General features: G+C 66.3%; 22 protein-coding genes. 15 read left to right on the top strand and 7 right to left on the bottom strand.

Annotated elements, in window-relative coordinates:
- The first annotated feature begins 264 nt into the window (after positions 1-264).
- A complete protein-coding gene (locus G4223_RS18095) occupies positions 265-1,284 on the top strand; it encodes an aspartate-semialdehyde dehydrogenase (RefSeq protein ID WP_163682644.1) in 1,020 nt (339 codons plus the stop codon).
- Positions 1,285-1,505: 221 nt separating this feature from the next.
- Complete coding sequence (locus G4223_RS18090) at positions 1,506-2,396, top strand: hydrogen peroxide-inducible genes activator (RefSeq protein WP_163682642.1); 891 nt, start codon at positions 1,506-1,508, stop codon at positions 2,394-2,396.
- Between the two features lie 59 nt (positions 2,397-2,455).
- Here the strand turns inward: G4223_RS18090 and G4223_RS18085 are convergent, their stop codons facing one another.
- The 6 genes from G4223_RS18085 to rfaD all read right to left on the bottom strand — a co-directional run bounded on the left by G4223_RS18085 (position 2,456) and on the right by rfaD (position 8,133).
- Entirely contained in the window at positions 2,456-3,382 is a 927-nt protein-coding gene (locus G4223_RS18085; RefSeq protein WP_163682640.1) for a ribose-phosphate pyrophosphokinase, read from the bottom strand.
- Between the two features lie 181 nt (positions 3,383-3,563).
- Positions 3,564-4,421: a hypothetical protein gene (locus G4223_RS18080; RefSeq protein ID WP_163682638.1), complete on the bottom strand. Its 858-nt coding sequence runs from the start codon at positions 4,419-4,421 to the stop codon at positions 3,564-3,566.
- A gap of 76 nt (positions 4,422-4,497) precedes the next feature.
- A complete protein-coding gene (gene pgeF / locus G4223_RS18075) occupies positions 4,498-5,265 on the bottom strand; it encodes a peptidoglycan editing factor PgeF (RefSeq protein ID WP_163682636.1) in 768 nt (255 codons plus the stop codon).
- Positions 5,266-5,279: 14 nt separating this feature from the next.
- Positions 5,280-6,344, bottom strand: a complete 1,065-nt coding sequence (locus G4223_RS18070) for a class I SAM-dependent methyltransferase (RefSeq protein ID WP_163682634.1) — start codon at positions 6,342-6,344, stop codon at positions 5,280-5,282.
- A complete protein-coding gene (gene lgt / locus G4223_RS18065; RefSeq protein WP_163682883.1) occupies positions 6,344-7,150 on the bottom strand; it encodes a prolipoprotein diacylglyceryl transferase in 807 nt (268 codons plus the stop codon). Before lgt ends, G4223_RS18070 begins: the two co-directional genes overlap by 1 nt.
- Entirely contained in the window at positions 7,147-8,133 is a 987-nt protein-coding gene (gene rfaD / locus G4223_RS18060) for an ADP-glyceromanno-heptose 6-epimerase (RefSeq protein WP_163682632.1), read from the bottom strand. The genes lgt and rfaD overlap by 4 nt, the downstream gene beginning before the upstream one ends.
- A gap of 136 nt (positions 8,134-8,269) precedes the next feature.
- Here rfaD and G4223_RS18055 point away from each other — a divergent pair, with 136 nt between their 5' ends.
- The 11 genes from G4223_RS18055 to G4223_RS18005 all read left to right on the top strand — a co-directional run bounded on the left by G4223_RS18055 (position 8,270) and on the right by G4223_RS18005 (position 17,491).
- Positions 8,270-8,536, top strand: coding sequence for an accessory factor UbiK family protein (locus G4223_RS18055; RefSeq protein ID WP_163682630.1), 267 nt, complete (start codon positions 8,270-8,272; stop codon positions 8,534-8,536).
- A gap of 278 nt (positions 8,537-8,814) precedes the next feature.
- A complete protein-coding gene (locus G4223_RS18050) occupies positions 8,815-9,318 on the top strand; it encodes a type III secretion system chaperone family protein (RefSeq protein ID WP_163682628.1) in 504 nt (167 codons plus the stop codon).
- A 119-nt stretch (positions 9,319-9,437) separates the two neighbouring features.
- The gene (gene proC / locus G4223_RS18045) at positions 9,438-10,241 is read left to right on the top strand and encodes a pyrroline-5-carboxylate reductase (protein WP_163682626.1); all 804 of its coding nucleotides are present in this window, start codon (positions 9,438-9,440) and stop codon (positions 10,239-10,241) included.
- Between the two features lie 66 nt (positions 10,242-10,307).
- Positions 10,308-11,996 carry an ATP-binding SpoIIE family protein phosphatase gene (locus G4223_RS18040; protein ID WP_163682624.1) on the top strand — a complete coding sequence of 563 codons (1,689 nt, stop codon included), beginning with the start codon at positions 10,308-10,310 and terminating at the stop codon, positions 11,994-11,996.
- Positions 11,993-12,319, top strand: coding sequence for an STAS domain-containing protein (locus G4223_RS18035; protein ID WP_163682621.1), 327 nt, complete (start codon positions 11,993-11,995; stop codon positions 12,317-12,319). The genes G4223_RS18040 and G4223_RS18035 overlap by 4 nt, the downstream gene beginning before the upstream one ends.
- 8 nt (positions 12,320-12,327) lie before the next feature.
- Positions 12,328-13,131 (top strand): MlaE family ABC transporter permease, encoded by an 804-nt coding sequence (locus G4223_RS18030; RefSeq protein WP_163682619.1) that lies wholly within the window; start codon positions 12,328-12,330, stop codon positions 13,129-13,131.
- Positions 13,128-13,961, top strand: coding sequence for an ABC transporter ATP-binding protein (locus G4223_RS18025; RefSeq protein ID WP_163682618.1), 834 nt, complete (start codon positions 13,128-13,130; stop codon positions 13,959-13,961). Before G4223_RS18030 ends, G4223_RS18025 begins: the two co-directional genes overlap by 4 nt.
- Positions 13,958-14,920, top strand: coding sequence for an MlaD family protein (locus tag G4223_RS18020; RefSeq protein WP_163682616.1), 963 nt, complete (start codon positions 13,958-13,960; stop codon positions 14,918-14,920). The genes G4223_RS18025 and G4223_RS18020 overlap by 4 nt, the downstream gene beginning before the upstream one ends.
- A 32-nt stretch (positions 14,921-14,952) precedes the next feature.
- Positions 14,953-15,570, top strand: a complete 618-nt coding sequence (locus G4223_RS18015; protein ID WP_163682614.1) for an ABC-type transport auxiliary lipoprotein family protein — start codon at positions 14,953-14,955, stop codon at positions 15,568-15,570.
- A complete protein-coding gene (locus G4223_RS18010) occupies positions 15,567-16,892 on the top strand; it encodes a class I SAM-dependent RNA methyltransferase (RefSeq protein ID WP_163682612.1) in 1,326 nt (441 codons plus the stop codon). Before G4223_RS18015 ends, G4223_RS18010 begins: the two co-directional genes overlap by 4 nt.
- Positions 16,893-16,894: 2 nt before the next feature.
- A complete protein-coding gene (locus tag G4223_RS18005; protein ID WP_241004217.1) occupies positions 16,895-17,491 on the top strand; it encodes a DedA family protein in 597 nt (198 codons plus the stop codon).
- 2 nt (positions 17,492-17,493) lie between these two features.
- Here the strand turns inward: G4223_RS18005 and G4223_RS18000 are convergent, their stop codons facing one another.
- On the bottom strand, positions 17,494-17,928 hold the full coding sequence (locus G4223_RS18000) for a MaoC family dehydratase (RefSeq protein ID WP_163682608.1): 435 nt from the start codon (positions 17,926-17,928) through the stop codon (positions 17,494-17,496).
- Between the two features lie 168 nt (positions 17,929-18,096).
- Between G4223_RS18000 and G4223_RS17995 the strand changes: the two genes are divergently transcribed.
- Complete coding sequence (locus tag G4223_RS17995) at positions 18,097-18,372, top strand: hypothetical protein (RefSeq protein ID WP_163682605.1); 276 nt, start codon at positions 18,097-18,099, stop codon at positions 18,370-18,372.
- Between the two features lie 8 nt (positions 18,373-18,380).
- The coding region (locus tag G4223_RS17990) for a hypothetical protein (RefSeq protein WP_163682603.1) at positions 18,381-18,814 on the top strand (434 nt) is incomplete at its 3' end.

Below are 18,814 nucleotides of genomic sequence, written 5' to 3'. Positions count from 1 at the left end.
TGCGTTGCGGTAAAGCTACGGCTTCGACGGAGGTCATCGTTCATGTCTGGTCGCTTCGCCATCGCTGCCGCGATTGCCGACCTGGGTGTCGCCCAGGGCGCGACGTCCGTCGCCACCACTAAAACCGGCACTAAGATCACCGTTTAGCGCGGGCCGGTTCGTCACGACTGCATCAAGGCCCGCGGACGGTTCCCGCGGGCTTTCGCATAATGGGGAAGGCGCTCGGGGCGAAGACCAGGGCTCCAGACAACGGAGAAAGGGAACATGGGTTACAAGGTTGCTGTCATCGGCGCCACCGGCAACGTGGGTCGCGAAATCCTGCGCATCCTGGACGAGCGCAACTTCCCCGCCGACGAAGTGGTGGCGTTGGCCTCCGCGCGTTCGGTCGGCAAGGAAGTGTCGTTCGGCGACGACAAGATCCTCAAGGTCCAGGACCTCGAGAAGTTCGACTTCGCCGGTTGCGACATCGCCCTGTCGTCGCCCGGCGCCAAGGTGTCGGCCATCCACTCCCCGCGCGCCGCGGCCGCCGGCTGCGTGGTGGTGGACAACACCTCGCATTTCCGCATGGACCCCGACATCCCGCTGGTGGTCCCGGAAGTGAACCCCGAGGCGATCGCCCAGTACACCAAGAAGGGCATCATCGCCAATCCCAACTGCTCGACCATCCAGATGCTGGTGGCGCTGAAGCCGCTGCATACGTTGGGCACCATCAAGCGCGTGGTGGTTTCGACCTACCAGTCTGTGTCGGGTGCCGGCAAGGAAGGCATGGACGAGTTGTTCGAACAGACCCGCGGCGTCTATGTCAACGACGCGCGCGAGCCGCAGAAATTCGCCAAGCCCATCGCCTTCAACCTGATTCCCCAGATCGACGTCTTCATGGATGACGGTTCGACCAAGGAAGAATGGAAGATGGTGGTCGAGACCAAGAAGATCCTGGACCCCAAGATCAAGGTCAACGCTACCTGCGTGCGCGTGCCGGTGTTCGTCGGCCATTCCGAATCGGTCAACGTCGAGTTCGAGAACTCGGTGTCGGTCGAGGAAGCCCGCGCCGCCCTTGAATCCGCGCCCGGCGTGGTGGTGGTGGACCGCCACGAACCCGGCGGCTACATCACTCCGATCGAATGCGTGGGCGAGGATGCCACCTATGTCAGCCGTATTCGCCAGGACCCGACCATCGACAACGGCCTGTCGTTCTGGTGCGTGTCGGACAACCTGCGCAAGGGCGCTGCGCTGAACGCGGTGCAGATCGCCGAAGTGCTGATCCGCGACTACCTGAAGAAGTAGGCGCCGGCCGCAGGAACGTAAAACGGCGGAGCCTTGCGGCTCCGCCGTTTTTCTTTGCGGTTTTCCCCGACCCGTAGGGGGGAGGGGAGGGAGGGGGAAGGACCCGCCGTGGCTGCTTCCCGGCAGGGGAGAGGGAAGCGCCTTGAGCCAGACCATATGTCGGGCTTGACTCATCGATCCAACGGAATATTTCTGTTACAGAAATCGAAGGGGGCGATGATATGAAAATCCTGCCGACCTTGCGCCAGTTGCGCTATCTGGTGGCGCTGTCCGAATACCGGCATTTCGGTCGTGCCGCCGAAAGCTGTCTGGCCACCCAATCCACCTTGTCGGCCGGGTTGCAGGAGTTGGAGAATCTGTTGGGGGTGGTGCTGGTCGAACGCACCAAGCGCAAGGTCATGCTGACCCCCATCGGCGAGGAAGTGGTGGCCCGTGCCCGCACCGTGCTGCGCGGCGCCGAGGAAATCGCCGATCTTGCCGCCGCGTCGTCGGAACCGCTGTCGGGGCCGTTGCGGCTGGGGGTCATTCCGACCATCGGTCCCTATGTTCTGCCGCGTGTGATGCCGTATCTACGCGAGACCCATCCCGGCCTCAGACTTTATCTGCGCGAGGATTTGACGGCACGGCTGCTGGAACGTCTGGCGGCCGGTGATCTGGATGTGGTGTTGATCGCGCTGCCTTATCACGCCCCCGATGTCGAGACGTTGGAGGTGGGCGACGACCCCTTCTTGCTGGCCTGCCCGCCCGATCATCCGCTGGCGGCCAAAGCCGACCTGTGTTCGGCCGATCTGGCCGCCGCGGAATTGCTGTTGCTGGAGGAAGGCCACTGCCTGCGCGACCACGCCCTGGCCGCCTGTCACTTGCCGGGACCGGCCAAGGGCGAGGGGATTCTCGGCACCAGCATGGTGACCTTGGTGCAGATGGTGGCCAACGGTCTGGGCATCACGCTGCTGCCCAAGATGGCGGTGGATTGCGGCGTGTTGGCCGGTACTGGTCTGGTGGCGCGGCCGATCATGGATGCCGGGGTGCGCGGCATCGGTCTGGCGTGGCGGCCCAGTTCGCCGCGCAAGGCCGATTTCCGGGCCTTGGCCGAAGTGCTGAAGGGCGCGTGAAACAGAAAAGGGGGCGACCTTGCGGCACCCCCTCTTTCCTGTCGTACCGTTGCCGGTCCTTAGTCGAACAGGCTGGAAACCGAACGTTCTTCGGAAATGCGCTGGATCGATTCGGCCATCAGCGGCGCGATGGTGATCTGACGGATGTTGGGCGCGGCCTTCACCGCCTCGGTCGCCGGAATGGAATCGGTGATGACCAGTTCCTCGAGCGGGCTCGAGGTGACGCGGGCGACGGCGCCGCCCGACAGCACGCCGTGGGTGACATAGGCCGAGACCGACACGGCGCCGGCGTTCATCAACGCGGTGGCGGCGTTGCACAGGGTGCCGGCGGAATCGACGATGTCGTCGACCATGATGCAGCGCCGTCCCCTGACGTCGCCGATGATGTTCATGACCTCGGACACGCCGGCGCGTTCGCGGCGCTTGTCGATGATCGCCAAATCGGCGTCGATGCGGCTGGCGATGGCGCGGGCACGCACCACGCCGCCGACGTCAGGCGACACGATCATGACGTTCTCATAGCGCGAGCGGATGTCGTTGGTGAACACCGGCGCGGCGTAGAGGTTGTCGAGCGGAATGTCGAAGAAGCCCTGAATCTGGCCGGAATGCAGATCCAGCGTGACGACGCGGTCGGCGCCGGCGGTGGTGATCAGGTTCGCCACCAGCTTGGCCGAGATCGGGGTGCGGGGGCCGGATTTGCGATCCTGGCGGGCATAGCCGAAATAGGGGATCACCGCGGTGACGCGCCGGGCAGAGCCGCGCTTCAACGCGTCCAGCGTGATCAGCAGCTCCATCAGATTGTCGTTGGTGGGGTAGCAGGTGGACTGGATGACGAAGACATCCTCGCCGCGGACGTTCTCGTGGATTTCGACGAACACCTCCATGTCGGAAAACCGGCGGACCGAGCCCTTGGTGATGCCGATGTTGAGGTATTCGGCAATCGCTTCCGCGAGCGGACGATTGCTGTTGCAGGCGAGGATTTTCATGGTGTTGCTACCCGTGCGCGCAAGATTCAAGACCAGCGGCCGCCGTGACGGCCAAATATCCCGGATGGCGCGGCTTTCAGGGTCGGAACCCCGGACGGGCCGACCATTTCGCGCCTTGATTTTTTGAAAGCTTTCTTGAACGGGCCTCGTATATCAGCAGGTTACTTTTCTGTAAATGGAATTACGGCTGCTTGCCGCCGTGGTTTTCCGAATCGGTCAGGACAACCTCGACCACGCCGGCGGCGCCGCCCTCGGCGATGTCGCGGGCCATGGTGCCCCAGGACTTGTCCAGACGGCCCTTGGGAATGCTGCCGTCCTGGGCAACCCGGCCCAGTTCGGCGCCGTCCTTGCCGGTCTTGACGATCCAGGCGACGCCGACGATCTCCTCGCCCTGCCGGCCGGGGGTGACGGTGACGCGACCCTCCACCAGATAGGTGCCGCCCTCGGGCTTGATCGCCAGACCGCCCCGGCCCAACGCCCGTTTCATGGCTTCGGTCAGGGAGCTGTCGCCGTCGCCGGGCAGACCGCGCAACGGTGCGACCGTGGCGGTGGGGCGCCGGTCGATCGCCTGCGGCGTCGGCATTTGGGACGGGGCCGCGTCGGGATCGGCCAGCGGCATGGACAAACGGCTGGCCGCCGCCATGGCGGCACGTTTCAGCAGGATCGGGCTGCCCTGTTCCAGGGTGGCGCGGGGAACCCGATGTTCGGCGGTTTCGGAAACGGTGCCGTCGGGTGCCTTGAGCGTCCAGAGAACCTGGGCGCCCTGGGCGGTTTCCTGCAATTCGCCTTCGACCACGTACCCGAAGGGGTGACCGTCGCCGACCAGGGCGGGAACTTCCTGGTCCTCGAACGCCCGCACCAGGGATTCGGCCAGGGCGCGTCCGTCGGCGGTGTCGGCGGGGGGGCGGACGGTGACGCCGCGGGTCATCTTGGGCACCGCCAGGCGGGGAATGGAATCGTCGTGGCGGAACGGCTGCGGCACCTCGCCGCAGGCGGCGAGCGCCAGGATGGCGGCCAGGACCGCGAGCGACGGTCTCACGACGCGACCATGGCGACACAGGTGACCAGCGACCCGATCATCAAAAAGGCGAACAGCATGAGAAAGTGCGGCATGCCTAGCGATCCAGCAAGATGGCGGTCAATTGCCGCCCGTAATCGCCGCCGCCGCGCAAGGTGGTGCGGCGGTAGCTGAAGAAGCGGGCCTCGTCGCGGCAGGTGTCGGCGGGAACGCGGGTGACGTCGACGACACCCAGCCGCGCCAGTTTGCGCGATACATAGCCCGGCAGGTCGAACAGGAAATGGCCGGCGCGGCGGGCGGGGGCGAAGAAATCCTTGTTCTCGTCGGCCTCGGCCAGGAACGGCGCCGGGAAGTCCGGCCCGACCTCGTATGAACGGTGGCCGATGCACGGGCCGATGGCGGCGACGATGTTCTTTTTCTTGGCGCCCTGGGCGACCATCAGGTCCAAGGTGGAATCGAGCGCGCCGCCCAGCGCCCCCTTCCAGCCGGCATGGGCGGCGCCGACCACGCCGCCACGGCGGTCGGCGAACAGCACCGGCGCGCAATCGGCGGTCAGGATGCCCAGCGCCAGGCCCGGAATGGTGGTGACCATGGCGTCGGCGACGGGACGGGCGCCATCGGCCCACGGGGCCGTCACCAGCACCGCGGTCGCGGTGTGCTGCTGGTGCACGGTGACCAGGGCGGTGGGCGCCAGATCCAGCATGGACATGGCGCGGGCCCGGTTCTCGGCCACCGCCGCCGGGTCGTCGCTGGAGCCGGTGCCGCAGTTGAGCGAGGCGTAAAGGCCCTGCGACACGCCGCCTTCACGGGTGAAGAAACCGTGGCGGATGTGGTTGACCTCGTTCAAGGCGGACAGGGTGATCATGGGGGGCGAAACCTTCAGGACACGAACCCGATGGGGGCAGGCAAGGCGGGGTTCGTCAGCGCCAGAACCTTGAACAGGGTGCCCATTTCGCCGGGATCGATCAAGCGTCGCATCTGTCCGTTGATGTCGGCGGCGACCTTTGGGCCGGCGTTCTGCGCCAGCAAGGCGGCGCGGGTGCGGATGCCCAAGGTCTCCAGGAAGGCGCCTTGGGGGACCGGTCCCCAGGCCCGTGCCGGCTGTGCCGCCGCCGCCAGTGCCTCGAAATCCACATGGGCGGTGAGGTCGGCGCTTCCGGGATTTTCCAGGACCGGGTGAAAGCGGTGACGCTTGACCGCCTGGAAAGTGTCGCCCACACCCGATTGGGCATGGCCGTAATCGACGAACAGCGCCGCCCCCGTTTCACCGGCCAATCTGGCCCCCACGGTGGCGGCCAGGGCGCGGCCTTGGGGACAGGTCTCGACGATCGAGCCGTCGGCCGCCGCCAGCACCTCCGCCGGCACCTCCGGTGTGTGTTCCGGGCCGGGGACGAAGGCGAAATCGTCGCCGCACAGTCCCACCATGCGTTCGCGCCACACCCCACCCGTCTTTTCGAACTGGCGGATGGGCAGGGCGTCGAACAATTCGTTGGCGACCATGATCAACGGTCCCTGGGGCAGGTCCTCGAACCGCTCGGCCCAATTGATTTCGGCACCGCCCAGGGTCTGGCGCTGACGTTGGCGCAGGCGCGGGCTGGTTTCCACCAGCCACACCTCGGCCGCCTTGAGAAACGGCGGCACACCGGCGGCGGCACGCAACAGATCGCGCATCAGGGTGCCACGGCCGGGCCCCATCTCGGCCAGCACCACGCGGGACGGGCAGCCCATGGCCTGCCAGGTTACCGCCGCCCACAGCCCGATCAGTTCGCCGAACATCTGGCTGATTTCGGGGGCGGTGGTGAAGTCGCCCGAGGTGCCGAACGGCTCGCGGCTCATGTAATAGCCGTGTTCGGGGTGGCTTAGCGCCTCGGCCATGAAGTCGGCGACGGTGATCGGACCGCCGGCCCGGATGCGCCCGGCCAAGATGTCCGACAGCGCCGTCATCAGGGACGGTGGCCGTATTTGTGGGCCCACCACACCACGCCGGCTCCGGCTAGGATCAGCGGGACCGACAGCAATTGGCCCATGGTGGCGCCACCGATCAGGAAGCCGAGATGGGCGTCGGGCTGACGGAAGAACTCGCCGATGATCCGCGCGATGCCGTATCCCATCAGGAACACCCCGGCCAGGGTGCCGCGGTGTTCGCGGATGTCGCGGTTGCGCCACAGCAGGAACAGGACCAGGAACAGCGCCAACCCTTCAAGGCCGGCCTGATAAAGCTGGCTGGGGTGGCGCGGATCGGGGCCGCCGCCGGGAAAGACCATGGCCCACGGCACGTCGGGGGCGACCCGGCCGAACAATTCGCCGTTGATGAAATTGGCGATGCGGCCGAAGAACAGGCCGATGGGCACCGCACAGCACACCACGTCGCCGATGGCGAACAGGTTCAGGCCGCGTCGCCGCGCGAACAGGATGATGGCGACGATGACGCCCAGCGCGCCGCCGTGGAAGGCCATACCGCCATGCCACAGCATGAAGATTTCGGCCGGGTGGGACAGGTAATAGCCGGGTTTGTAGAACAGCACGTAGCCCAGGCGGCCGCCCAGCACCACGCCCAGTGTCGCCCACACCAGAAAGTCGTCCACGTCCACGTCGCGCATGGCATGTGGCGGCTTGGACACCAGCCATTTGACGTAACGCCAGCCCAGCATCAGCCCGGCGATGTAGGCGATGGCATACCAGCGGATGGCGAACGGCCCCAGCTCGATGGCGATGGGGTCGATGTGGGGATAGGCGATGGCCAGCATCAGCGGTACCGGTCCGGGCGGTCGAGGAAGTTCTTCACGTACTGGCTGACACCGTCCTCCAGCGAGGTGAAGGGGCGGTCGTAGCCGGCGGCGCGCAGGTTGGCCATGCTGGCTTCGGTGAAGTACTGGTACTTGTCGCGGATGGCGATCGGCGTGTCCTGGAACTTGATCTTCGGGTCCTTGCCCAGCGCGCCATAGACCGCCGAAGCCAGGTCGAGGAAGGTTCGCGCGCTTCCGGTTCCGACATTGAAGATGCCGCTGACCTGAGGGTTGTCCAACAGCCACATCATCACGTCGACCACGTCGCCGACCCAAATGAAGTCGCGCATCTGGCCGCCATCCTTGTATTTCGGATTGTGCGAGCGGAACAGTTGGTAGGCGGCGTCTTCCTTGGCGTGCGGATAGACCTGGGCGACCACGCTTTGCTGGCCGCCCTTGTGGTATTCGTTGGGGCCGTAGACGTTGAAGAACTTGAGTCCGGCGAATTGCGGCGGCCGGCGCGAGCCCATGGCGATCTTGCGCGCCACCCGGCGGTCGAACAGATGCTTGGACCAGCCATAGGCGTTCATGGGATGCAGCTTGGCCAGATGCTCCATGGACCAGTCGTCGTCGAAGCCGGCGCTGCCGTCGCCGTAGGTGGCGGCGCTCGAGGCGTAGATGAAGCGCACGCCCGACAGCGCGCACCACTTCCACAACGCCAAACTGAGCGAGAAGTTGTTGGCGGCGATCTTGTCGGCGTCGGTCTCGGTGGTGGCCGAGATGGCGCCCATGTGGAAGATCACCTCGACGTTCTTGCGGTTGGCTTCCAGGAAATCGAACAATTGTTCGGGATGGACGATGTCGGCGATCTCGCGTTTGGCGATGTTGCGCCATTTGTCGTTGGAGCGCAGGCGGTCGCACACCACCAGCTTGCCGGCGCCGCGCTCTTCCAGCGCGGCCAGGATGTTGGACCCGATGAAACCGGCCCCTCCGGTGACGACGATCATGCTCGGCTGCTCCTTGCTTCCGGTCTTGGGGCTTTATAGGCCGGGGCGGGGCGTCGGGCAAGCGACGGGCGTTCTCTTGCAATTGTCCGCTCCGCTCCCGTAATATCCGGCGTCATTCATTGAAAGAGCGTGCGCCATGCAGACCCAGAACCCCTTCTTCGACGATCTCGCCCGCATGGCCGGGGGGGCGCTGGGGGCATTGTCGGGGCTGAAGGCCGAGATCGAGACCCTGGTCCGCCAACAGTTCGAGCGGGTCATGGCCGGCGCCGACATGGTGCCGCGCGACGAGTTCGAGGCGGTGCGCGCCCTGGCCATCAAGGCCCGCAGCGAACAGGAAGACCTCGAGGTCCGCGTCGCCGCGCTCGAGGCCAAGCTGGCGGAACTGGGCGCCGCCAAGGAATAGTCGGCGGGCTGGACTATCCACAGGATATCCACAAGTCGCCATGAACTATCAGCAACAATAACGTTGCGAACTTGTTCGAACAGTGCCGGCACTCGTCGGTGCTGTGGATGAATTCGGCCCTTATCCACAACAAATGCGAGTCCATTTGTTCATAAGGTGTTGCACCGCGGTCGCGGCTGTGCCTACTCTACCGCTTGTGCGCGGGGCGTAAGCTGGCCACAAGACATGGGGCCAAGAACGCCTTTTCCGACAACGGCCAAGCCACGGAGGGCGAAGGCATGTCGATTTCCCTCGTCTACGAGGAAGAGACCGCGATCAATCCCCTCGACATCGTCGAGCAATTCGTCGTCGCCAACGATTGGGCTTTCGACCGCCGTTCCGACGAGGAACTGGCCGCCGAGGTGCCGGGTAAGTGGTGTAACTACTCGCTTTATTTCGCCTGGCGTGAAGACACCGGCGGCATGCACTTCACCTGTGCTTTCGACATGAAGGTGCCGGCGCCCAAGCGTGGGCCGATCCACGAATTGCTGGCGGTGATCAATGAAAAGCTGTGGCTCGGACATTTCGGCCTGTGGGAGGAAGAGGGCGTGCCCATGTTCCGCCACACCTCGCTGTTGCGCGGCGCCGCCGGGTTCTCGGCCGAGCAGATCGAGGACCTGATGGACATCGCGGTCACCGAGTGCGAGCGCTTCTATCCGGCTTTCCAGTTCGTGGTGTGGGGCGGCAAGTCGGCCAAGGAAGCCATCGCCGCGTCGCTGTTGGAAACCGTGGGCGAAGCCTGAGACGCGCAAAAAACCACATGGGGTGTTGCGGGGGCGGGGCGTCGATCGCCGCTGTTCAACGGTCGCCGTCTGTGGTCATCTAATTTCTCTTCTTCGGTAATCTGCAAACGAGGCGCGTCGTGACCCGAGTGCTGTTGGTCGGCTGTGGCAAGATGGGGTCCGCCATGTTGGCGGGCTGGATCGAGCGGGGCATCGACCCCGCCGGCATCGTGGTGGTGGAACCCGGTGGCGCGGCGCGCGACACCTTCGGCCCCAAGGGGGTGACGGTGGTGGATACGGTCGGCGCCGTTGATCGCGCCTTCATGCCCGACGTGGTGGTGCTGGCGGTCAAGCCGCAGGTGATGGCCGAGGTCGCGCCCTCTTACGCCCGGTTCAAGGACGGGGTGTTCCTGTCCATCGCCGCCGGCAAGCCGGTGTCGTTCTTTGCCGGTCTTCTGGGCGACGTCGCCATCGTACGGGCCATGCCCAACACACCGGCCGCCGTGCGCGCCGGCATCACCGTCTGCGTCGCCAACGCCCGCGTGGATGCCGCCCGCCGGGCCGCCTGCCAAATCCTGCTCGAAGCGGTGGGTGAAGTCGCCTGGATCGACGACGAGGGGCTGATGGACGCGGTCACCGCCGTTTCCGGTTCGGGTCCGGCCTATGTGTTCCTGTTGGCCGAGGTGATGGCCAAGGCCGGCGCCAAGGCCGGTCTGCCGCCGGAACTGGCGACCCGTCTGGCGCGGGCCACCGTGTGGGGATCGGGACAGTTGCTGAGCCAGTCGGCGGAAAGCAGCGAGCAATTGCGCATCAACGTCACCAGTCCCGGTGGGACCACCGCCGCCGCCCTGGCGGTGCTGATGGCCGAGGGCAAGGGATTCGGCGAGTTGATGGACGACGCCGTCGCCGCCGCCACCCGCCGTGGCAAGGAACTGGCGGGTTAATTTCCGGCGTTTGTATATGCGGCCAAGGGTTGGCGGCGCCGGTAAAGCCGGGCATCATGCCCGGCGATGAACGACGCGCCGTTACCCCCATCTTCGCCGGTTCCCGACTTGCCGCAGGGATTGGCCGACGATCTCGAGCTGATCGCCGAGATGACGGCCGATTTCGCCCTGTCGCGCGACATCGAGGAAAGCCTGCGGGTCGGGCTCAAGCTGATCGCCGAAAGGATGGAGGCCGAGGCGGCGTCGTTGTTCCTGATGGACGGCGACAGCGGCGAACTGGTGTGCCGCGCCTGTTGCGGTCCGGCCGACGTGACCGGGCTCAGGCTGCCGAAAGGTGACGGCATCGTCTGGCGCGCGGTGCTGCGCAACCGGCCGCAACTGGTGCGCGACACCGCCCTGGACCCGGATTTTACCCAAAAGGTGGACGACGCCACCGGCTTCACCACCCGCACGGTGCTGTGTGCGCCCATGTCGGTGCGCGACGAATGCCTGGGCGCCATCGAGTTGTTCAACAAACGCGGCAACCTGGCGTTCGACGACGACGACCGCCGCATTCTTCAGGCGTTGGCCGCTTCGGCGGCGTTGGCGCTGATCAACGCCCGTCAGGCGGCGGCCATGGCCGAGCGCGAGGCGTTCCGGCGCGAACTGGCGCTGGCCTTCGATATTCAGCGCGCCATGCTGCCGCCGTCGCGTCCGGCGGATTTTCCCATTCATGGTATCAACCGGCCGGCGCGCGGTGTGTCGGGCGACTTTTTCGACGTGGTGGAACTGCCGGACGGGCGCATCGCCTTCACCATCGCCGACGTGTCGGGCAAGGGCATGAACGCGGCGCTTTTGATGGCGAAAACCGCCAGCCTGTTTCGCTGCCTGTCCAAGCGCCTGGACGGTCCCGGCGCATTGTTGACGGCCATCGATTCCGAATTGGCGGAAACCGGTTCGGCGGGCATGTTCGTGACCATGGTCGCCGGCATCCTGGAACCCGCGACCGGGCGGGTGGTGCTGGCCAATGCCGGTCACGAGACGCCGCTGTTGCTGTGTGGCGACACGGTGCGCCGGATCGAGGGCGGCATGCCGCCCCTGGGCATCGATCCCGCCTTGTTCGCCGACGGTTGCCCGGAAAGCGAGATCGAGTTGGGCGGCCAGACCCTGGTGCTGTTCACCGACGGCCTGACCGAGGCGCGCGGCGAGGATGGCGAGATGCTGGGCGGCGAAGGGGTCGAGGAGTTGCTGTTGCGTCATCGCGCCTTGCCGCCGCCGGCGCGCATGGCGGCGGTGGTCGACGCCATCGCCCCCAAGGGGGCGGCGTTGCGCGACGACATGACCATGGTGCTGGTCGAGGAGCGCAAGGCCGCCTTGGACCGGCAGTTTCCCGCCCGTCCCGAATCCCTGTGCGACATCCGTCGGGCGGTGTCCGCGGCGGTTTCGGCGCTGGGCTGCGGCCAGGACATGGCCGGCGACGTGGTGCTGGCGGTGGACGAGGCCTGTCAGAACATCATCCGCCATGCCTATGGCGGCGGGGACGGCGATATCCGGGTCCGGGTCGAACGGGCCTGTGGCGACCTGGTGGTGCGTCTGAACGATTCGGCGCCGCCGGTGGATTGCGCCCGGCTGCTGCCGCGGCCGCTGGACGAGGTGCGTCCCGGCGGTCTGGGATTGCATTTCATTCGCTCGGTGATGGACCGGGTGGAGTTCCTGACGTCGCCCGACGGCGTCGGCAACCTGTTGCAGATGAGCAGACGGATAGACCCCCGATGAAGATGGAAACCCAAGAACGCGGCACCACCGTCGTTGTGACCCTGGCCGGCGAGATCGACCTTCAGCATTCGCCGACGGTGCGTCGCCAGTTGATGGACCTGATGTTCGAACAGCGTGACGTGCTGGTGGACCTGTCGCGCGTCGCCTATATCGACAGTTCCGGCATCGCCAGTCTGGTCGAGGCCTATCAGGCGGCGCGCAAGAACGCCACCCGCTTCGTCCTGGTGGCGGTCAGCGCCCCGGCCATGCGGGTACTGCAACTGGCCCGGCTGGACAAGGTGTTCGCCCTGGCCGACACTGTGGACGCCGCCTTGGCCGGTTAGGAAGCCCGATGCTCGCCGCCCGCCTCCACACCTTGTTCGACCGTCTTGGCCGCGCCTTCGTGCGCGGGCTCGAGGAGTTCGGCTTCGCCGCCAGCCTGTTGGGCGAGGCGCTGTGGTGGCTGGTTCTCGGTCAGCGGCGGCGGCAGCGGGTGCGGATGGCCCCGGTGGTGGCCCAGGCCATGGAAGTGGGGATCGCGGCGTTGCCCATCGTCACCATCCTGGCCGCCACCATCGGCCTGATGCTGGCCATCCAGGGCATCTACACGCTGCGCACCTTCGGTGCCGAAAGCCGGGTCACGCTGGGGATCGCGCTTTCCACCGTACGCGAGTTCTCGCCGCTGATCACCGGCATCCTGGTGGCCGGGCGTTCGGGCTCGGCACTGGCGGCGCGGCTGGGCACCATGCGGATCAACCAGGAAATCGATTCGCTGACGGTCATGGGCATCAACCCGGTGCGTTTCCTGGTGGTGCCGCCCCTGGTGGCGATGGTGGTGATGCTGCCGCTGATGACCCTGTGGGCCGACCTTGTCAGCCTGTTGGCGGCCGGGCTTTACGTCTCGGCCCAGCTTCAGACCTCGCTGGCCGCCTATGGCGACGAGTTGCAGACCGTGCTCAAGCTCAACGACGTCATGCATGGCCTGGCCAAAAGCGCCATCTTCGCCGTGCTGGTGACCATCGTCGGCGTGGTCAACGGCGCCTCGGTCACCGGCGGCGCCGAGGGGGTGGGGCGCATGACCACGCGCTCGGTGGTGCACGCCATTTCCGCCATCATCATCACCGACATGGTGTTCGCCTTCATGGTGACGCGATGACGGCCGAGACCAATTCCATCGAGGTCCGCAACCTCCAGACCTATTACGGCAGCCGTCATATCCTGAAGAACGTGTCGCTCGACGTGCGCATGGGCGAGATCTTCGTGATCATGGGGGGCTCGGGCTCGGGCAAGACCACGCTGCTCAACCACCTGCTTGGGTTGCTGCGGCCGTCGTCGGGTTCCATCCGCATCCTGGGCAGGGACGTCAACGCCGTCACTCCCCTGGAGAAACAGGAACTGCGGACCCGCATGGGGGTGGCGTTCCAATCGGGGGCCTTGTTCTCGTCCATGAGCGTGGGCGACAACATCGCCCTGCCCTTGCGCGAACATACCCAACTGGACGAGACCACCATCGGCATCGTCACCCGGCTCAAGCTCGAGGTGGTCAGTCTGGCCGGGTTCGAGGATCTGATGCCCTCGGAACTGTCGGGCGGCATGATCAAGCGCGCCGCCCTGGCCCGCGCCATCGTCATGGACCCCAGGCTGTTGTTCTGCGACGAACCCTCGGCCGGTCTCGACCCGGTGGTGGCGTCCAGCATCGATGACCTGATCCTGCGGCTGCGCGACGCCATGGGCATGTCCATCGTGGTGGTCACCCACGACCTGGATTCCACGTTCAAGATCGCCGACCGGATCTGCGTGCTGGACAAGGGCGAGGTGCTGGCGCTTGGCACCGTCGACGAAATCCGCGCCAGCACCAGTCCCCGCATCCAGAACCTGTTGAATCGCCGCACCGAAGAGGCCGAGGTGGACCCCGACGCCTATTTGCGCCGCCTGATGGGAATCCGTGACGGCGACGAGGACGAACCCCGAGGGAAACGCCTATGAAGGACGTGCGCATCAATTATGTGATCGTCGGCGGGTTCGTCGCCGCCATGCTGGTGGCGTTGCTGGTGGTGGTGGCGCTGTTGACCGGGCGGACGGGGACGGTCGACACCTATGTCACCCGGCTGAACAACGTCCAGGGCGTGAAGTTCGGCACCAAGGTCACCTATGAAGGCTTCGTGGTCGGCCAGGTGGACGACATCGTGCCGTTGCGCGAGGACGGGCGCACCAGTTTCCGGGTGGTGATGGCGGTGCGCGAGCATTGGCCCATTCCCGAAGGCAGTGTGGCCCGCGTCGCCGCCCCCGGCATCCTGGCGGCCATGACGGTGGACATCAAGGGCGGCGGGTCGGAGCGCATGCTGGAACCCGGCGCGGAAATTCCCGGCGGGCCGGCGGCCAACATCTTCGCCACCATGAACGAAATGGCCGGACAGGTGGCGGTATTGAACCAGCAGGGATTGCTGCCGCTGTTGGCTAACATCAACCAGCGGGTCGATTCCCTGGGCTCGATCCTGGAAAAACAGGCTCCCGACCTGTTGGCCAATCTGGTGGCCATTTCGTCCGATCTGGCGGTCAAGGCGCCGCGCATCACCGCCGACGTGCAGAAGATGACCGGTACCTTGTCGTCGCAGGTGGTGACCGAGGCCAATGCCGCCCGCGTCGCCCAGACGCTGGACAACCTGGCGGAACTGACCGCCGGTCTCAAGGACAGCCGGGCCAAGGTGGATTCGGTGCTGACGACGCTGGACGGCACGGTGCAAAAAAGCGGCCCGGCGGTCGAGGCCAGCCTTAAGGATCTGCGCTACATCCTGCAAAGTGTGGCGCGCAACATCGATTCCATCACCTACAACCTGGAAAACACCAGCCGCAATTTCAACGAATTCAGCCGCCAATTGCGGGAAAACCCCGGCGTGCTGATCGGCGGCACCAAGGCGCATGACGACGGATCGGGACGGCGGTAGAGAGAGCGGCCATGGGACACGGATGGACACGGATGAACCCGCAACGAAGCTGTCGCGGCCTGTTGGCGGTCCTTGGCGTCGCGGCCCTTGCCGCCTGCGCCTCGCCGGCGGCGCCGCGCGACAATTTCTACCGGCTGGGGGCGGTGCCCGAGGTGGCGGCGTTGTCCGCTCCGGTCCTGCCCGGCGTGGTCGAGGTCAACCGGCTGGACGTGGACGGGGTGCTGTCGGAACGCGGTCTGGCCTATGTGGAAGCCGACGGCGCGCTGTCGCGTTATCGTTATGACCTGTGGAGCGACGCCCCGGCCACCGCCTTGCAGCAGGATTTGGCGGAAACCCTGCGTCGTGCCGGAATCGCCCGCCAGGTGGTGACCCCTGATTTGCGGGTGCCGCCGGATTGGATGGTGCGTGGCCGGCTGTTCCGTTTCGAGGCCTTGCCTGACAAGGGACGGGTGGCGATCAAGCTGCAATTGGCCGTGGTGTCGGCCCGCGACGGGTCGCTGCTGATGCTGCGGAGCTATGAAGCCGAGCCGAGCGCGGCCGGAACCGGGCCGGCGGCGGCGGTCGCGGCCTTGCAACAGGGCACGGCCGCGCTATTGTCGCGTTTCGTTTCCGACCTGTCGCAAGTGTCCCTTCCGGTGTCCCGCCCATGAAAAACCGTCCGTTCAAGCGTTCTTCCGCATCCCGATCCAAGGGAAAGCCGCCGCCGCCCGCCCGCACCGTCGAGGTCGAGATCGAGGCCATCGGCGCGCGGGGTGACGGTGTGGCGCGGTTGGGCGAGGATCAGGTGTTCGTGCCCTTCACCGTGCCCGGCGACCGGGTGGTGGCCCGCGTCGAAGGTCGTCGGGGCGAAGGTCTGGCCGCCGCCTTGATCGAGGTGGTGGCGCCCGGCCCCGGCCGGGTCGAGCCGGCCTGCCCCCATTACGGCCGCTGTGGCGGATGCAGCCTTCAGCATGTGGCGGACGACATCTATGTCGCTTGGAAGCGTGCCCTGGTGGCGACGCAATTGGCCCGTGCCGGATTGGGCGACGTGGTGGTTGACGAGTTGGTGCGGGTGCCCGCCGGTTCCCGCCGCCGGGCGGCCTTCGCCTTTTCCCGGCGCAAGGCGGCGGTGACGCTTGGTTTCAACGCGCGGGCCAGCCACGCGGTGGTCGATGTCGAACGCTGTCTGTTGCTGGAGCCGGCCTTGGCGGCGTTGCTTCCCCCCCTGCGGGACCTGCTGGCCGCAGTGGTGGCCGACGGTGAGGATGGCGACGTGGTGGTGGCCCAGACCGAAAGCGGTCTCGACGTGTTGGTCGAGGCCGATGCCCGCCTTGACCTGTTCGACCGCGAACGCCTTGCCGCCTTCGCCGACGCTCACGATCTGGCGCGGCTGTCCTGGCGTCGCCCCGGCGCCGGTTTCGTCGATCCCATCGCCCGGCGCCGTCCGGCGCTGGTGCGGTTCGGCGGTGTCGCGGTGGAACCGGCCCCCGGCGGTTTCCTGCAACCGACGCGAGGCGGCGAATTGGCCATCGCCGAGCGGGTGGTGGCGGCCGTGGGCGGGGCGGACCCCGTCGCCGACCTTTATTCCGGCTGCGGCAGCTTCACCTTTCCTTTGGCCGCTTCCGGCCGTGCGGTGCACGCGGTCGAAGGCGAAGAGGGGCCGATCCGCGCTCTTGAGCTGGCGGTCAACGCCCAGGGCTTGCGCGTCACCTCGGAAGTGCGCGACCTTGCCCGTCGTCCGTTGCTGGCGCCCGAACTGAAAAAGTTCCAGGCGGTGGTGTTCGACCCGCCGCGTGCCGGCGCCCAGGCGCAGGCCGAGATTCTGGCCGAGGCCGGGCCGGATCTGGTGGTGGCGGTGTCGTGCAATCCGGCGACCCTGGCCCGCGACCTGCGCAGTTTGCGTGATGGCGGCTACCGGATCGAGACCGTCACGCCCATCGACCAGTTCCCGTTTTCCGCTCATCTGGAGGTGGTGGCGGTCTGCCGCCGTTGACCATGGAACAGCTTGTCGCCCAGTTTGGTTATCTGGCGGTTCTGGCCGGAACCTTCTTCGAGGGCGAAACGGTGCCGGTTCTGGCCGGCTTCGCCGCCCATCAGGGGTTGTTGCGCCTTGATCTGGTGATGTTGTGCGCCTTTGTCGGATCGTTCACCGGCGATCAGGTGTGGTTCTGGATGGGCCGCCGTTATGGCAAGGCCTGGCTGGGAAAACATCCCAAAAGCGCAGCCGCGTCGGCCCGTGTCGGCCGCATGCTGGATCGGTGGGGCGACGGTTTCGTGCTGGTGTGCCGCTTTCTTTACGGGTTGCGCACGGTTGGGCTGATCGGTATCGCGCTGTCGTCCATTCCGCCCTTGCGCTTCGCCCTGCTCAACATGGTTTCGGCCGCCGTGTGGGCGGTGACGGTGGGTGGCCTGGGCTATCTGTTCGGTCAGGCGATCCAGGGCATGATGGGCGAGATCAAGCAATGGGAACACCGCATCCTGGTGGCGGCAGCCATTGCGGTCGTGGTCTACGGGCTGCACCGGCTGGTGCGGGCACGGCTGAAACGCAAGGAGGCGCCCGAAGACGCCCCCCCGCAAACGCCGGGTGCCTGACTTCAACCCTTGGCCGGGACCATCAGGGTGGCTTCGCCGTCCAGCACCACCTTGTCGCCGACCAGACATTGGGTCTTGAAGGTGGCGAACTTCTTTTCCGGGGCCAGCGCGGTCACCTCGACGCGGGCCATCACCGTGTCGCCGATCTTGACCGGGGCCTTGAACTTCAGGCTTTGCGAGACGTAGATGCAGCCCGGTCCCGGCAGCTTGGTGCCGAACACGGTCGAGATGAACGACGCCGACAGCATGCCGTGGGCGATACGACCCTTGAACATGGTGCCCTTGGCGTATTCCTCGTTCAGGTGGACCGGGTTGGTGTCGCCCGACACGCCGGCGAAAGCCGCGATGTCGGCCTCGGTCACGGTCTTGCCGAACACCGCCGTCTGGCCGACGAACAATTCCTCGAAATAGAAGCCGTTCAGGGATTCGCCGCTCATGCCGTGTGCTCCTCTGTTCATGGGCCGCTTGGTGTGGCCGCTTGGTGCGCCGCAGTATAGACAGTGGCCCGAGCGCCCACAACCCGAGCCCACGCGATTTCCCGAGGTTGCAACACGGGCCGGCCTGTGGCGGAATGGCGGCCCGTCGCCTTGTCAGGGGAAATCGCCGTGCGCCGTGCCGTTCTTGCCTGTCTTGCCCTTGCCGCCCTTGGCGGATGCGCCGCGACTTCGGTGCCGTGGCAAAATCCCGACGTGCCGAAAAGCCAGTGGAGTCGCGACTGGTCCGCGTGCCGCCGGTGGGCCGAGGCCCAGGCCGGCTATCGCGAGGACGAAGGGTCGGGCGTGTTCCGCGACTACGACCGCGCCGCCGCCAAGAAGCAGATTCAGGCCTATGCCGGCATGTGCATGACCGACCGGGGCTATCTGCCCACCAGCAAGAAGTGAGGTTTCCCATGCGTCGAGTTCTGTTCACCGCCGCCCTGATCCTGGCCGCCGCTCCGGCGTGGGCCGAGGATTTCCCGAAATCTCCCAAGGTCGGCCCGCCCGAGCCGTTGCCCGAACCGATCTGCGACGTGTCGGCGGCTAATGACGGCGGCTGGCTGGTGGGACGCTGGGTGGCGCCGCAGACCCGCATGGAATTCGTCCGGGCCGGCGAGGCGCTGACCTGGACCATGGACCGCAAGGGCAGCATCAACACCGATTTCGGGTGGCGGGATGGCGCCCAGATTTCCGGCGGCGTCGAGGCCGTCAGCGGTTGCACGGTGACGCTGAACGCCGGCGAGGGTGCTTTTCGCTTCCAGGGCGTGCTGACCGATTCGGGCAAGCTTTACGGTTTCGCCACCAACAAAAAGGGCGAGGTCGTGCGCTTTACCCTGCGCCGGGAGCG

This window comes from Magnetospirillum aberrantis SpK, assembly GCF_011022235.1.
Classification (GTDB): domain Bacteria; phylum Pseudomonadota; class Alphaproteobacteria; order Rhodospirillales; family Magnetospirillaceae; genus Magnetospirillum; species Magnetospirillum aberrantis.
The sequence above is the reverse complement of the archived record's forward strand: the minus strand, read 5'-3'. Positions and strand labels throughout refer to the sequence as shown.